The following is a 13,910-nucleotide window of genomic DNA, read 5'->3' as shown; positions in this document are numbered from 1 at the left end:
GGTGAAGCTCGACACCTACTGGGTCCGGCACGGCGAGTCGACATGGAACCGCACGGGTCTGATGCAGGGCCAGACGGCGTGGCCCGCGCTGACCGCAGACGGCGAGCGCCAAGCACACCGCGCGGCCGAGGAACTGGCTGGGTACCGCCCCACGCGAGTGGTCAGTTCCGACCTCGATCGAGCGGTTCAGACCGCTCGCGTCATCAGTGCACGGCTCGGCTTGCCCGTCTCCCTCGACCCGTTGTTGCGGGAACGGTGCTGGGGCGTCTTCGAGGGCAGGCCGGTCGCCGAAGGTCAGCGGCTCGAAGCGACCCTGCCCTCTGACCGGGCCCTACCGCAGGGAGAATCGCGCGACGACGTCGCCCGACGACTCCGTCTCTTCTCGGCGTCACTGGCCGGGGCCGACGGGCCGATCGTGGTGGTGACCCACGGCGACGTCATCCGGGAAGCACTGAGGCTGTTCGCCGCTGACGACGGGCACGCAGACGGCCTCGCCAACGGTTCTGTCATCAGGTTGACTCCGAACACTGCGGCCACGACTCACAACACGAGATCGAGGCAGCCGTAGGCCACCAGACCACAGACGATGCTCAGCGCCAGGTTCTTCCATCGGAAAGACACCAGCAGCGCGATCGCACCCGCCAATGTCGCCGGCGAAATCAGTTGCAGCTGGCCTTCTTCGAGGAACAGTGCCGGTGCCACCAGCGCCGCGAACGCGGCGGCGGGCACCATCTGCAGCACAAGGCTCAGGCGGGGCGGAAGGTTCCGCGGCAGGATCGGCACGAGGATGAAAACCGCGCGCAAGACGAAGCCGCCGATCGCAATCGCTGCGATGATCAACCAGATCGTGGCTGTGCTCATGATTCCGACTTCTCACCGGCCGCGCGCCAACCGAACGCCACACCCGTCGCGATACCGGCGAAGGTCCCCAGCATCATGCCCAGATTCGCCGGGAGGCCGGCCCCCGCGACTGCGACCACCCCCGCGACAATCGCGGCGAAAAGCCTTGGCCGGTCGGCGAGTTGTGGCGCCAGCAGGGCCAGAAACGAGATGGGGACCGCGAATGCGACCACACCGGTATTGGGCAGCGATCCGAGGAACGACCCGATGAACGAGCAGATCTGCCACGTGCACCAGAACACCAGGCACGCCCCGAAATAGAACGCGATCTTGTCGCGCCGTGCCCACTCCGCTGTGCGGGTGAGGGTGAGCGGAACCGCATGATCGACAAGCAGATACGAGCCGACAGCCCGTTGCTTGACGCTGGCGTCGGAGAACATCGGGGCCAGCGTGGCCGAATAGACGATGAACCTGACATTGATGATCAGGGCCGTGGCGATCACCACCCCCGCCCCGGCCCCGTTGCCGATCAGGTCCAGTGCGGCCACCTGGGCGGCGCCGGCGTAGGCGAACAGCGAGAACGCTGCCGTCTCGAGCACGGTGAAACCGTTGTGCGTCCCGGCGAGACCGGCGACCGCGGCGAACGGTGCGATCCCGATGAGTATGGGCAGCATCGCCGTTGCCCCGGAACGCAGCGCACCGCGGCTGGATCCTCCGGCCGCACTTTGTCTGGCCTTTGTCATGGCGACCTCCTCTCACACGCACGCGGCGCGAGTGCCGTACCGGTCTACGGCGCTGACTGGTTCGGCCAGGGTCAGCCCGCGAACCGCGAAACGGCCCTACTCGGCGCCGATGGATCTCGAGAACTTCGGCGCGGAGTCTCGGATGTGGTCCCGTGTCCGCTGCTCGGCGAGGTCGGCATCACCGGCCGCGATCGCCTCGGCGATCATCCGGTGTTCACGCCAGGCCAGATCGAACATCTCGGGCACGGTGCGCAGCATGCCGACCATGGCCCGCTCCACCACCGACCACATCGGCACCATGGCTCGACTGAAATACGGATTGCCGGTGGCTTCGAGGATCGCCCAGTGGAATGCGCGGTCGAGCTCCAGCAGTCTCTCGGTGTCGTTGACTCCGCCCAACCCCTCATGCCGGTCGAGCACCGCCGACAACTCGGTGAGCCCGTGGGGTGGCCGAGCCATGGCGACTTCACGCACGGCCTGCGCCTCGAGCGCTTCGCGTACCCGGTAGGCGTCTTCGACATCGCCGCGCGACAAGGCCTTGACCGCCACCCCGCCGGTCGGTAGCGGTTCCAGCAGCCCTTCCACCACCAGATCGGCAGCGGCTACGCGCACCGGCATCCGGCTCACACCGAGTTGCTCGGCCACCATGACCTGGTTCAGACGGACACCCGCCGGCAGCTCCTCGAGGACGATCGCCCGGCGCAGACGGTCCCGCACCGATCGGGCCAAGGCACTCGAATCTCGCGGAGGCAAGGCGCCCAGCGCGGCGAAGCTGGACGCCTTCTGAGCGAGAAGGCTGCCGTCGGCATCGGGGTTGAGGCTCACGTCTGGTCTCCTGGAAGCGTCCGCTGTGCAGACAGCGTATTCGTGGATCCTGGAACCAGTACCCACAGGGGACGCCGTCCTACTGCGCCGCATACCGCTTGAACTCCGCCGCGTTCCACGGGCCGACCGCCTGGCGGGGCGGCACCTCGGCCAACCCGCTGAGGTAGTCCGGCGATTTGGCCTGGCGCGAGACCAGGACATCGACGACCGCGGGCGCATTGTCCATGGCCCGTTTCAGCGCGTCGCCGAGCTCGCCGGGATCCTCCACGCGCTCGCCGTGCGCGCCGAGGCTCCGCGCCAACTGGTCGTAACGGCAGCCGGGAAGATCGACCCCGACGAGATTGCCGTCGAACCGGTCCACCTGGTCGTGGCGCTCGATGTTCCAGGCCTCGTTGTTCACGACCACGAACACCGCCCGTGCGCCCCGCCGCACGGCGGTGTCGATCTCCACCGCCGTGAAGCCGAAGCTACCGTCGCCGATGACGGCGACGACGGGCTCGTCGGGCCGCTGCAGCGCGGCAGCGATCGCGAACGGAACCCCGACACCGAGGCATCCCAACGCCCCGCAGTCGAGGTAGTCGACCGGTTTGAGGCCCACCCGAGCGAACGAGAGGATGTCGCCGCCGTCAGCGATCGCGACCGACCCGTCGGCCAACAGGTCGTTCACCGCGCCGATGACGAAGTTGGGCGACATCCGTCCGTCGCTGTCGAGGTCCGGGGACTGCAGTTTGGCCTGGAGCTTGCGCGACCGGTCCGCATTCGACGCCCGCATGTCGGTGAGCCAGTCGAGGTCCGGCGCCTCAGGAGTGGCACCGTTCTGCGTCAGCGCGGTGAGCACCGCCGCTGTGCTGCCCTGCACCTCCACATCGCCGCGACGCGTGTCCCCGAGCTCTTCGAAAGAGGTGCCGATGCGCAGGAATCGAGCGTCGGGCGAGAACACCGCCGGCGAGCCGTAACCGAGTTGGAAATCCAGGCGACGGCCCAGCGTGACGATCAGGTCCGCTTCGCTCATCGCACGTCCGCGCACGGCAGGCACGAACCCCGGAACATCGTCGCGGATCGCACCGCGGCTCTCGCCCGAATCCAGGTAGAGCGCGTGGGCCGCGTCGAGAAAGGTCCGCACCTCGTCCGCCGCGGCGCGAACCGAACGGCCACCGATGACGACGACCCGCGAGGACTCACGGATCAGCTGGGTGGCCCGCGCGACCGCGGACGGGCTCGGAGCCGTCTCGGCAGCCTCCCGCGGCTCCATCGCCACGGCGGGAATGTCTGCGTCGGAAACCTCCTCGACCAACAGATCCGTCGGGAAATCGATGTAGGCGGGCCCCGTCGCGCCCGTCACGGCACCCAGTGCCGCCGCGATCGCCTTGTCCAGCCGGGAAATCACATGGTGACGTTCGGACACCTGCTCGACCAGGCGGCAGATCGGCCGGACGATGTCGGCCTGGGCGATGTCCTGCATCGCACCCATACCGGTCTGCGGGCGCGGGGCGCGCCCCGAGATCACCAGCACCGGGCTGCGCGCGACGAATGCGTTCGACATGGCCGTGACCGCATTCGTCAGGCCCGGCCCCGCGGTCACCAGCGCCACGCTCAACTCGCCGGACAGATCGGCGGTCGCATGCGCCATGTACACCGCCGCGGCTTCGTGACGCACATCCACGACCTCGATGCCGGCCAGGGCCACCGCATCCCACAGTGGCTGGATGTGCCCGCCGCACAATCCGAAGATGCGGCGGACCCCCTGGCTGACCAGGCGGTTGGCGATGAGCTGGGCAACGGTCATTTCAGCCATGTGGGCACCAATCGTCGGTTGTTTCCGATGTCGGAAGGACTAGTTGCAAATCCTGGATCCAGAGTCCATAGTAGCACCTATCACAGTGTGGTCGAACCACAGAGCTACGTCACAAAGGGGCCCGAATGACCGTGTCAGACGCACGACCGAGCGTGATTCGACAGGACGCCGTCGAAGATCCGCCGGAGTTCCAGACCCTCTCCGGAATCCCGGTCGACGCGGTCTACGACGCGTCACGGCTCGAATCCTGGGACCCGGCATCGAAGTTGGGGGCTCCGGGCCAGTACCCGTACACACGCGGGCCCCATCCGACGATGTACCGAACCCGGCAGTGGACACGCCGCCAGGTGGTGGGCCTCGGCACCGCCCCGGAGACCAACGAGCGCAACAAGTATGTGATCGAGCAGGGGCAGACCGGCCTGTCCAACGACTATGACGTGCCGACGCTGATCGGACTCGACTCCGACGACCCCCGAGCAGTCGGCGAGGTCGGACGCACCGGCGTCGCGATCGACACCCTCCCCGACATGTACGACCTGTTCGACGGCATCGACCTGGAGAACATCAGTGTCTCGATGACGATCAACCACCCGGCGTTCGTCCTGGTGGCGCAGTATGTCGCAGCGGCCCAGATGCGCGGGTTCGATCTGCGCAAGCTCGGCGGCACCGTGCAGAACGACCCGCTGAAGGACTTCTACGCCCAGAAGACCTACATCTTCCCGCCCGCCCCCTCGGTGCGCCTGGCGTGCGACCTCATCGAGTACTGCTCGATCCACATGCCGCGCTGGAACGGAATCAGCCTCAACGGCTACAACATTCGCGAGGCGGGAACGACCGCCGACCAGGAATTGGCATTCACCTTCGCCCACGCCATCGCCTATATCGAAGACCTCCTGGGCCGCGGGCTGCCCATCGACGACTTCATCGGCCGCTTCTCGTTCATCTTCAACGTGCACAACGACTTCCTCGAGGAGATCGCCAAGCTGCGCGCCGCCCGCCGGGTATGGGCACAGCTGATCCACGACCGGTTCGGCGCCGACCCGAAGAACGCGAAGTTGCGCACCCACGTGCAGACCGGCGGAAGCACCATGACCTACCAGCAGCCCGAGGTGAACCTGATCCGCGGCGCGCTGCAGGCGATGGCCGGTGCGCTGGGAGGCGTTCAGTCCATGGCGGTTTCCTGCTTCGACGAGGCCTACTCGATTCCATCCGAGTTCGCACAGCGGATGTCGCTGCGTACCCAGCAGGTGGTGGCCTACGAGAGTGGCATCACCAACGTCGTCGATCCCCTGGCCGGTTCCTACTACATCGAGAGCCTCACCGACGAGATCGAACGACGCACGTGGGACTGGATGGGCCAGGTCGACGCTCAGGGCGGCGCCATCCGCGGTGTCGAGAGCGGCTGGCTGGAGAAGACGGTGTCCGACACCGCCCACACCCAGCAGCTGCAGATCATGAAGGGGACCCGAACCATCGTCGGCGTCAACGATTTCAAGGGCACGCAGGGCGAACGCCCGATCGAAACGTTCCGCGTCGACGAGGAGTCGGAGAAGGAGCAGATCCGCCGGCTGGAGAAGGTCCGCGCCGAGCGTGATGCCTCGGAGGTCGAGCGCACGCTCGACGAACTGCAGAAGGTCGTCGCCGACGGCGGCAACGTCATGGAGGCGGTGATCGCGGCCAGCAAGGCGCATGCCTCTCAGGGCGAGATCGTCAAACGAGTCATCGCCGAGGTCGGCGAATACATCGCTCCCCCCATCTACTGAGCGCGCCGTCGCGCCGAACCACCGACCACCGAAATCCCTGGAAGGGCAACTCATGATCCGCGTTCTACTGGCCAAGCCCGGAATCGACGGCCACGATGTGGGTGTCAAGATCGTCGCGCGGGCACTGCGCGACGCCGGCATGGAAGTCATCTACACCGGTCTTCGCACCACGATCCCCGACGTCGCGCGTGCGGCGGTGCAGGAAGACGTCGACGTCGTCGGCGTATCCAATCTGTCGGCTCAGCACGTACGCCTGATGAAGGAGCTCAAAGAGCGCCTCGACGAGGCCGGCGCCCAGGACATCCTGATGATCGCCGGTGGCAGCCTGCTGCCCGAGGACATCGAGGAGCTCGGGCGGATGGGTATCGACGGGTGCTTCCCCCCGGGGACCGACACCGCCGACATCGTCTCGTTCATCGAGGAACGCGTCGCGGTGAGCCGCGGTGGCCAACGGGTCGAGGCATGACCGTCGCATCAGCACGCCGCTTCACCCCCGCCGACCGCAGCGGATTCACCCTGCCCAATTTCCTGAGACAGGCAGCGGCCGAACGGCCGGACAAATGCTGCGTGCGCACCCTCGCCGGGGAGAGCCTCACCTACGGCGAACTGCTGGCCCTCACCGAGCGCAGGGCTGCCGGCCTGGCAGCACTGGGGGTGTCCAAGAGCGACCGGGTCCTGCTGATGATGGACAACTCCATCGACATGATCGTGTGCTGGTTTGCGATCAATCTGCTTGGCGCGGTGGAGGTTCCGGTGAATACCGCCAACCGCGGACCCAGCCTGGTGCACGTCGCCGAGAATTCGGGGGCGGCTGTGGCGATCATCGACGCGCAGTACGGGGCGGCGCTCGACGACGTGGCCGGCGAACTGACGGGCCTGCGCACCGTCGTCGTCCGCGGCGGGCCGCCCGCTTCGTCGTGGACGACGGTCGCGTTGCAGGACCTCGACACTTCGCCCGGCGCGGTTCCCGAGGTCGAGGTGTCGTATCAGGATCCCGCGTCGATCATCTACACCTCGGGAACGACCGGTCCTGCCAAAGGTGTCCTCGTCCCGCACGCGCACATGCACACGTTCGCCGCCCATGTCGTGGAACAACTCCGCATCGCCGAGGACGACATCTACTACGTCTGCCTGCCGATGTTCCACGCCAACGCACAGTTCATGCAGGTCCTTCCGTGCCTGATGACCGGCGCCGAAGTCGTTCTCGCCGAAGGCTTCAGCGCGAGCCGCTGGTTGGACGACCTGCGTCGGTGCGGCGCTACGGTGACCAGCCTCCTCGGCGTCATGGCGCAGTACGTGTTCAACCGACCGGCCGGGCCACACGACGCCGACCACCGGGTACGGCGGATGATCACGATCCCGCTGCCCAGCGTCATCGCCGAAGCCTTCGAGCGCCGCTTCGACACCACGTGTGTGGAGGCCTACGGCATGACCGAGACCTGCCTGCCCATCTACCGGCCGATCGACGAGCCACTGCGTCCGGGAAGCTGCGGCAAGGCGCTCGACGAGTGGTTCGAGGTCGCCATCGTCGATCCGACCACCGACGAACCCGTCCCGGACGGGCAGGTCGGCGAGATCGTCGTCCGTCCGCGGTTCCCGTTCACCACCTTCCTGCACTACAACGGCATGTTCGAGAGGACCGTCGAGGCCTGGCGCAACCTGTGGTTCCACACCGGCGACGCAGCCCGGCGTGACGCCGAGGGCTACTACTACTTCCTCGACCGCCTCAACGACCGAATCCGGCGCAAGGGCGAGAACGTCACCGCCTACGACGTGGAGGTCGCGCTCACCGAATTGCCCGAGATCGCCGATGCCGCGGTGATCGCCAAGCCGGCGCAGGAGGGCGAGGACGACATCAAGGCCTACCTGGTGGTCGCGGACGGCGCCGTGGCACCGGATCCCGTCGACGTGCTCTCCCACTGTGTGACCCGACTTCCCTACTTCGCCGTGCCCCGCTATCTCGAGTTCATCGGTGAGCTGCCCAAGACACCGACCGGCAAGGTGCTCAAGCGCACTCTGCGCGCCGCGACGGCGGCCCCCTCGGATACCGAATGGGACCGCGAGAAGGCGGGATGGACGGTCAAGCGCGGTGTCGACCATCTGGTCCGGCTGGACTCCGCCGGCGCTGCCGTGCCGGGGCAGACGCCATGACCCGCATGCCTACCCGGTCAGGTCGAAAACGGTGAAGGAGTTGACGACATGAGCAGCAAGTCCGGTGTGACGATCGGCCTGGCTCCGGAACGCGAGACCGCACGCTTGATCAGCAAGGTCGAGCGTGGGGAAATCGCCGATGTCGCTGGGGATCTCCTCCTCGAGGACACGGCCGGTGCCCACGTCATCGGCATCACCGGAAGTCCCGGATCCGGCAAGAGCACCCTGGTCGATGTGCTGGCACGGCAGATCCGAGCGGACGGGCGCACCGTCGCGATCCTGGCGATCGACCCGTCGAGCCATCTCACCGGCGGGGCGGTCCTGGGCGACCGGGTACGGATGTCGTCGCACAGTCAGGACCCGGGCATCTTCATCCGCAGCATGGGCACGCGGGGATCGACGACCGGCCTGGCTCGCGCGGCCCGCGACGCGGTGAAGGTCCTCGAGGCGGCCGGTTACGACGTCGTCATCGTCGAAACCGTCGGCGTCGGGCAGGTCGAACTCGACGTGTTGACCGTCGCGGACACCGTGGCCGTGGTGCTGGTGCCGGGACTCGGCGACACGATGCAGATGAACAAGGCCGGCATCATGGAGATCGGCGATCTGTTCGTGGTCAACATGGCCGACCGCGCCGAGACCTCGACCTTTGTGCGCGACCTCAAGCAGGCGCTCGCGGTGGGTGCCAGACACACCCACTCCGACATGCCGCCGGTCTGCTGCACGGTGGCGCTGACCGGGGAAGGTGTCGACGCGCTGTGGTCGGCGCTGCGCGAGTTCGGCGAGCGTGATGAGACCTGCGGGGGGCGGCGCGAGAGGCGGGCCGAACAGCAGAGCCACGAGCTGACCCGCCACATCGAGAACCGGGTGACGGCCATGCTCCACGAGACGATGCAGGGATCGGCCCACCTCGACGAGCTCCGCCGACGGGTGCGGGCCGGCGAGATCTCGCCGCGAGCGGCGGCCGCCGAATGGCTCGCCGATCTGAGGCTGCGCCTGGAGTAGGCGGGCTTCTCAGAGCCGGACGAGCCGGCAGCACACCTCAACCTCGGAGGCAGCGAGGACGTCCACCTTGTGGCGTCCAACGCAGCCTCCATTCAGTGTTGCGCATGTCACGCCACCTGATCTATGGTCGAACCACAGATTGGTCGTCCCACAGAATAGGTGAGTACATGAATCAACCATCGGCGCTGCCCATCCGTGTGATGCTTGCCAAGATCGGTCTCGACGGACATGACCGCGGCGTGAAGGTCGTCGCCCGCACGCTTCGCGACGCGGGAATGGAAGTCATCTACACGGGACTTCATCGCAGCCCGGCACAGGTCATCGAGGCCGCCACGCAGGAAGACGTCGACGTCCTCGGTGTCAGCCTGCTGTCCGGTGCGCACATGCCGATCTTCACGAAGATCTTCGAGATCCTCGATCAGATGGAGGAGCGTCCGCGCTTCACCATCGTCGCCGGCGGCGTCATGCCCGACGAGGACGAGATCGAACTGCAGAAGATGGGCGTCAAGGCCGTCCTCGGCCAGGACACCACACCGGAGAAGATCGTCGAGACCATCAAGGCCGCCGTCCCCGCGGAGGCGAATTCCTGATGGCCTCCATGGAGTCCTGGAGCTGGCCTCCGGAGTACGACGCGGACTACCGGCCGCCGAACGACCAGACGCACTGGTTCCCCGTCCGCGAGACGATGGATCCCGAGCAGCGCGACGAGGCGATCCTCGGGCGCATCCGCGAACTGATGGCGTACGCGTGGGAACGCGCGCCCTTCTACCGCCGCAAGTGGTCCGAGGCGGGTCTGGAACCCGGTGACATCACCTCCCTCGAGCTGTTCGAAACCGTCCCGGTGGTGAAGAAGGAGGAGCTGCGCGAGGACCAGGCAGCCAATCAGCCTTACGGCAGCTACCTGTGCATCGATCCCGTCGAGGTCACCCACATCAAGGGCACCTCCGGCACCACCGGACGCCCCACCGCCTTCGGCATCAACCAGCGTGACTGGGTCGCCGTCGCCAATGCTCACGCGCGCGTGATGTGGGGCATGGGGATCCGCCCGTCCGACGTCGTGCTCATCGGATCCCCGCTGACCCAGTACTGGGGATCGTGGGGCGCCTACAGCGGCGCGGAAAGGCTTGGCGCCGCAGTCTTTCCGTTCGGTGCCGGCTTCTCCGGTCAGAGCCTGCGCACCCTGCAGTGGATGCGCCAGATGTCGGCCACGGTGTTCTACGGCACGCCGTCCTACGCACTGCGCCTGGCCGAGGTGGCGGTGGAGAACGGCATCGACCCCCGCGGCCTCGGTCTTCGCAAGATGTTCTTCTCCGGCGAACCCGGAGCGAGTGTGCCGGCGATCCGCCAGCGCATCATCGACGCCTTCGACGTCGAGGTGTACGACTCAGGCAGCATGGGCGAGGTCGCGCCGTGGATGCACCTGGGCGCAAGCAACAACGAACCGGGTGTATTCGCTTGGCAGGACTTGGTTTACACCGAGGTCTGCGACCCTGCGACGATGCGGCGCGTGCCTTACGGCAGCGAGGGCACCCCCGTCTACACGACGCTCGAGCGGACCTCACAGCCGATGATCCGTTTGCTGTCCAACGACCTCACCAGCTGGGAGGCCCCCGATGCCTCCCGCGGCAGGACCTACCCGTTCCTGCCCAAGGGCATCTACGGCCGGATCGACGACATGTTCCAGATCCGCGGCGAGAACGTGCATCCCAATGCGATCGACGAGATCGTGATGAGCGCCGACGGCTACGGCGGCGAACACCGGATCATCATCACTCGGGAAACCGCGATGGACGAGCTGCTGGTGCAGTGCGAGTTCGACGCCCAGAAAACCTCTGTGGCACAGGATGTCTGGATCAAGAAGGTGAGCGACGACCTTCGCCACGTCCTCGGTGTGGGTGCAAAAGTGGTGACGGTACCGCCCGCCACCTTCGAGCGCACCGACTTCAAGGCACGGCGTGTGATCGACGACCGCAACTTGTTCGAATCGGTGGACCGGGGGACTTCGTCATGACCGGAACCGCCACCGGCAGCGCCGTCGTCGCGCTCGCCGACCGTATCCGCGCCGGGTCTCAGGTGTCGCTGGCACGGGCCCTGACCCTGGTCGAGAGCCGCTCGGATGCGGCCGCGGAACTGCTGGCCGAGATCTGGAAAGACAGCGGCCGCGCGCATGTCGTGGGCATCACCGGACCTGCGGGCAGCGGCAAGAGCACGTTGGTCACCGCGATGGCACGGGAGTACGTGTCCCGCGGTGCTCGGGTGGCGATCCTGGCCGTCGACCCCTCGAGTGCCTATTCCGGCGGCGCGATCCTCGGTGACCGCATCCGCATGACCGAGCTGGCCGGACGCACGGACGTCTACATCCGGTCCATGGCCTCACGCGGGGCCACCGGCGGACTGTCCCGGGCGGTGCTCGACGGCATCGTCGTGCTCGACGCCGCCGGCTACGACGTCGTCATCTTGGAGACCGTCGGCGTCGGGCAGGCGGAGGTCGACGTCATCAGCGTGGCCCACACGGTGGTCGTCGTCAGCGTGCCCGGACTCGGCGACGACATCCAGGCCATCAAAGCCGGCCTGATCGAGATCGCCGACATCCATGTGGTCAACAAGGCCGACCGTCCGGGTGCCGATCTCACCGTCAAGCAGCTGCGCGAATCGCTGCGGCTGGCTCACCGGGAGGCCCAGGAGTGGGACATCCCGATCCTGAAGACCACCGCCGCCACCGGTGAGGGCGTCGGCGACCTGCTCGACCAGGCCGCCGAGCACCGCACATGGATGGCCGACCGGGGCGGCCTCAAGGACGTCGAGCGGCGCAATGCTGCGACCCGAATCCGCTGGGCTGCAGAGAGTCTCGTGGCCGACAAGCTCCGGTCCGGAATGCGCGACTTCGATGCTGCGGTCGAGGCGCTGATCGCCCGCGAGGACGAACCACGCCAAGCCGCCGCCCGGCTGTTGACCGCCATGGCCGTAGACCCAACTGACATCAACGGAAGAGGAAAATGATGACCGACCCCCAGTCGAACGCCGACAACTCCACTCCCGAGGAGCTGCGTCTGACCAGCGACGCGCTACGCAAACGCGCCCAGGCCGATCTCGAGGAGTGGGAGAACAACGAGCTCGCCGAATTCATCAAGCGGGCACCGGAATCCAGAGAGAAGTACGTCACCGGCGCCGGCCTGCCGGTCAAGCGGGTCTACGGCCCGCAGGACCTTCCCGAGAGCTACGCCGACATCGGCTGGCCCGGCCAGTACCCGTACACCCGCGGGCCCTACCCGACGATGTACCGCGGCCGGAAGTGGACGATGCGGCAGATCGCCGGGTTCGGCCAGGCCGAGGAGACCAACAAACGCTTCCAGTACCTGATCGCCCAGGGCCAGACCGGCCTGTCCGTCGACTTCGACATGCCGACCCTGATGGGTCTGGACAGCGACCACGAGATGAGCCTCGGAGAGGTGGGCCGCGAAGGCGTGGCCATCGACGTGCTGCCGGACATGGCGGCGCTCTTCGAGGGCATCGACCTGGAGAACATCTCGGTGTCGATGACCATCAACCCGTCGGCGTGGATCCTCATGGCGATGTACATCGCCGTCGCCGAGGACCGCGGGATGGACCTCAACAAGCTGTCGGGCACCATTCAGAACGACATCCTCAAAGAGTATGTCGCACAGAAGGAGTGGATCTTCCCGGTCCGTCCCAGCATGCGAATCGTGCGCGACTGCGTCGCCTACGGCGCCGAGCACATGGCGCGCTACAACCCGGTCAACATCAGCGGCTACCACATCAGCGAGGCCGGCGGTAACGCCATCCAGGAAGTCGCCTTCACCATGGCGATCACCAAGGCCTACGTCGAGGATGTCGTCAAGGCCGGCGTCGATGTCGACAAGTTCGCCTCGCGCCTCTCGTTCTTCTTCGTGTCGCAGGCCGACATGTTCGAAGAGGTGGCGAAGTTCCGTGCGGTGCGGCGGTACTACGCGAAGATGATGAAGGAGCACTTCGGCGCGAAGAAGCCGAACTCGATGCGGCTGCGCTTCCACGCCCAGACCGCGGCGGCGACGCTCACCAAGCCGCAGCCGATGGTCAACATCGTCCGGACCGCGATCCAGGCGCTGTCGGCCGTGCTCGGTGGCGCACAGTCGATCCACACCAACGGGCTCGACGAGGCGTACACGATTCCGAGCGAGATGGCGATGAAGCTCGCACTGCGAACCCAGCAGATCATCGCCGACGAGACCAACGTGCCCAACGTCATCGACCCGCTCGGCGGCTCCTATTACGTCGAAGCCCTCACCGACGAGATCGAGAAGGGCATCCAGGAGTACATGGACAAGGTCGAGGCGATGGGCGGCGTCGTCGCCGCCATCGAGCAGGGGTTCTTCCAGAAGGAGATCTCCGACAGCGCCTACGACTACGCCAAGCGCAAGGCCAGCGGCGACCGCCCGGTCATCGGCGTCAACAAGTACGTCGACGACCAGGAGGACCAGAAGATCGAGGTGCACCAGCTCGATCCGGAGTCCGAGGCCCGCCAGATCCGCCGGCTCAAGCAGGTCCGTGCCGACCGCGACCAGGACCGGGCGCAGAAGGCGCTGGACAATCTCCTCGCGGTCGCGCGCGACGAGACGGCGAACCTGATGCCGGCGACAATCGAGGCGGTGCGTGCGCACCTCTCCATGGGAGAGATCACCGGAGCGCTCCGCGAGGTGTTCGGCAGCTACCAAGAGACGCCGGTGTTCTGAAATCCTCTGATGGTACCGACCGCATGTACGGGTAAACCATCGTGTGGTCGGTACCATCAGA

General features: G+C 66.7%; 13 protein-coding genes. 9 read left to right on the top strand and 4 right to left on the bottom strand.

All coding sequences use genetic code 11. The features are described 5' to 3' along the window. Nucleotide 1 precedes the first annotated feature (1 nt). Nucleotides 2-568, top strand: a complete 567-nt coding sequence (locus ACQI46_RS19185; RefSeq protein WP_427095625.1) for a histidine phosphatase family protein — start codon at nt 2-4, stop codon at nt 566-568. On the opposite strand, the gene ACQI46_RS19180 is transcribed toward ACQI46_RS19185, so the two are convergent. The 4 genes from ACQI46_RS19180 to ACQI46_RS19165 form a co-directional block, all read right to left on the bottom strand. Next, the gene (locus ACQI46_RS19180) at nt 541-861 is read right to left on the bottom strand and encodes an AzlD domain-containing protein (protein ID WP_427095624.1); all 321 of its coding nucleotides are present in this window, start codon (nt 859-861) and stop codon (nt 541-543) included. The genes ACQI46_RS19185 and ACQI46_RS19180 overlap by 28 nt on opposite strands. Continuing rightward, on the bottom strand, nt 858-1,583 hold the full coding sequence (locus tag ACQI46_RS19175) for an AzlC family ABC transporter permease (RefSeq protein ID WP_427095623.1): 726 nt from the start codon (nt 1,581-1,583) through the stop codon (nt 858-860). The genes ACQI46_RS19180 and ACQI46_RS19175 overlap by 4 nt, the downstream gene beginning before the upstream one ends. 96 nt (nt 1,584-1,679) lie before the next feature. Next, nucleotides 1,680-2,408 carry a GntR family transcriptional regulator gene (locus ACQI46_RS19170; RefSeq protein WP_427095622.1) on the bottom strand — a complete coding sequence of 243 codons (729 nt, stop codon included), beginning with the start codon at nt 2,406-2,408 and terminating at the stop codon, nt 1,680-1,682. 79 nt (nt 2,409-2,487) lie between these two features. Then, complete coding sequence (locus ACQI46_RS19165; protein WP_427095621.1) at nt 2,488-4,203, bottom strand: thiamine pyrophosphate-binding protein; 1,716 nt, start codon at nt 4,201-4,203, stop codon at nt 2,488-2,490. A gap of 125 nt (nt 4,204-4,328) precedes the next feature. Here ACQI46_RS19165 and ACQI46_RS19160 point away from each other — a divergent pair, with 125 nt between their 5' ends. The 8 genes from ACQI46_RS19160 to ACQI46_RS19125 all read left to right on the top strand — a co-directional run bounded on the left by ACQI46_RS19160 (nt 4,329) and on the right by ACQI46_RS19125 (nt 13,849). Then, the gene (locus ACQI46_RS19160; RefSeq protein ID WP_427095620.1) at nt 4,329-5,966 is read left to right on the top strand and encodes an acyl-CoA mutase large subunit family protein; all 1,638 of its coding nucleotides are present in this window, start codon (nt 4,329-4,331) and stop codon (nt 5,964-5,966) included. Nucleotides 5,967-6,018: 52 nt separating this feature from the next. Then, nucleotides 6,019-6,432 carry a cobalamin B12-binding domain-containing protein gene (locus ACQI46_RS19155; protein WP_427095619.1) on the top strand — a complete coding sequence of 138 codons (414 nt, stop codon included), beginning with the start codon at nt 6,019-6,021 and terminating at the stop codon, nt 6,430-6,432. Continuing rightward, nucleotides 6,429-8,117: an AMP-binding protein gene (locus ACQI46_RS19150; RefSeq protein ID WP_427095618.1), complete on the top strand. Its 1,689-nt coding sequence runs from the start codon at nt 6,429-6,431 to the stop codon at nt 8,115-8,117. Before ACQI46_RS19155 ends, ACQI46_RS19150 begins: the two co-directional genes overlap by 4 nt. A gap of 48 nt (nt 8,118-8,165) precedes the next feature. Continuing rightward, on the top strand, nt 8,166-9,119 hold the full coding sequence (gene meaB, locus ACQI46_RS19145) for a methylmalonyl Co-A mutase-associated GTPase MeaB (protein ID WP_427095617.1): 954 nt from the start codon (nt 8,166-8,168) through the stop codon (nt 9,117-9,119). Nucleotides 9,120-9,286: 167 nt separating this feature from the next. Continuing rightward, complete coding sequence (locus tag ACQI46_RS19140) at nt 9,287-9,709, top strand: cobalamin B12-binding domain-containing protein (RefSeq protein WP_427095616.1); 423 nt, start codon at nt 9,287-9,289, stop codon at nt 9,707-9,709. Next, the gene (locus ACQI46_RS19135; protein ID WP_427095615.1) at nt 9,709-11,130 is read left to right on the top strand and encodes a phenylacetate--CoA ligase family protein; all 1,422 of its coding nucleotides are present in this window, start codon (nt 9,709-9,711) and stop codon (nt 11,128-11,130) included. The genes ACQI46_RS19140 and ACQI46_RS19135 overlap by 1 nt, the downstream gene beginning before the upstream one ends. Then, nucleotides 11,127-12,119 carry a methylmalonyl Co-A mutase-associated GTPase MeaB gene (meaB, locus tag ACQI46_RS19130; RefSeq protein WP_427095614.1) on the top strand — a complete coding sequence of 331 codons (993 nt, stop codon included), beginning with the start codon at nt 11,127-11,129 and terminating at the stop codon, nt 12,117-12,119. Before ACQI46_RS19135 ends, meaB (ACQI46_RS19130) begins: the two co-directional genes overlap by 4 nt. Continuing rightward, nucleotides 12,116-13,849 (top strand): methylmalonyl-CoA mutase family protein, encoded by a 1,734-nt coding sequence (locus ACQI46_RS19125; protein WP_427095613.1) that lies wholly within the window; start codon nt 12,116-12,118, stop codon nt 13,847-13,849. Before meaB (ACQI46_RS19130) ends, ACQI46_RS19125 begins: the two co-directional genes overlap by 4 nt. Nucleotides 13,850-13,910 lie beyond the last annotated feature (61 nt).

The organism is Mycobacterium sp. SMC-4, assembly GCF_050205565.1.
Lineage (GTDB): Bacteria > Actinomycetota > Actinomycetes > Mycobacteriales > Mycobacteriaceae > Mycobacterium.
This window is presented reverse-complemented; position numbering and strand designations above follow the sequence as displayed.

Coding starts and splice junctions, on each gene's coding strand:
- ACQI46_RS19150 (WP_427095618.1), top strand. CDS start 6,429: ATGACCGTCGCATCAGCACGCCGCTTCACCCCCGCCGACCGCAGCGGA.
- ACQI46_RS19160 (WP_427095620.1), top strand. CDS start 4,329: ATGACCGTGTCAGACGCACGACCGAGCGTGATTCGACAGGACGCCGTC.
- ACQI46_RS19175 (WP_427095623.1), bottom strand. CDS start 1,583: ATGACAAAGGCCAGACAAAGTGCGGCCGGAGGATCCAGCCGCGGTGCG.
- ACQI46_RS19140 (WP_427095616.1), top strand. CDS start 9,287: ATGAATCAACCATCGGCGCTGCCCATCCGTGTGATGCTTGCCAAGATC.
- ACQI46_RS19180 (WP_427095624.1), bottom strand. CDS start 861: ATGAGCACAGCCACGATCTGGTTGATCATCGCAGCGATTGCGATCGGC.
- ACQI46_RS19155 (WP_427095619.1), top strand. CDS start 6,019: ATGATCCGCGTTCTACTGGCCAAGCCCGGAATCGACGGCCACGATGTG.
- meaB (WP_427095614.1), top strand. CDS start 11,127: ATGACCGGAACCGCCACCGGCAGCGCCGTCGTCGCGCTCGCCGACCGT.
- ACQI46_RS19165 (WP_427095621.1), bottom strand. CDS start 4,203: ATGGCTGAAATGACCGTTGCCCAGCTCATCGCCAACCGCCTGGTCAGC.
- meaB (WP_427095617.1), top strand. CDS start 8,166: ATGAGCAGCAAGTCCGGTGTGACGATCGGCCTGGCTCCGGAACGCGAG.
- ACQI46_RS19135 (WP_427095615.1), top strand. CDS start 9,709: ATGGCCTCCATGGAGTCCTGGAGCTGGCCTCCGGAGTACGACGCGGAC.
- ACQI46_RS19125 (WP_427095613.1), top strand. CDS start 12,116: ATGATGACCGACCCCCAGTCGAACGCCGACAACTCCACTCCCGAGGAG.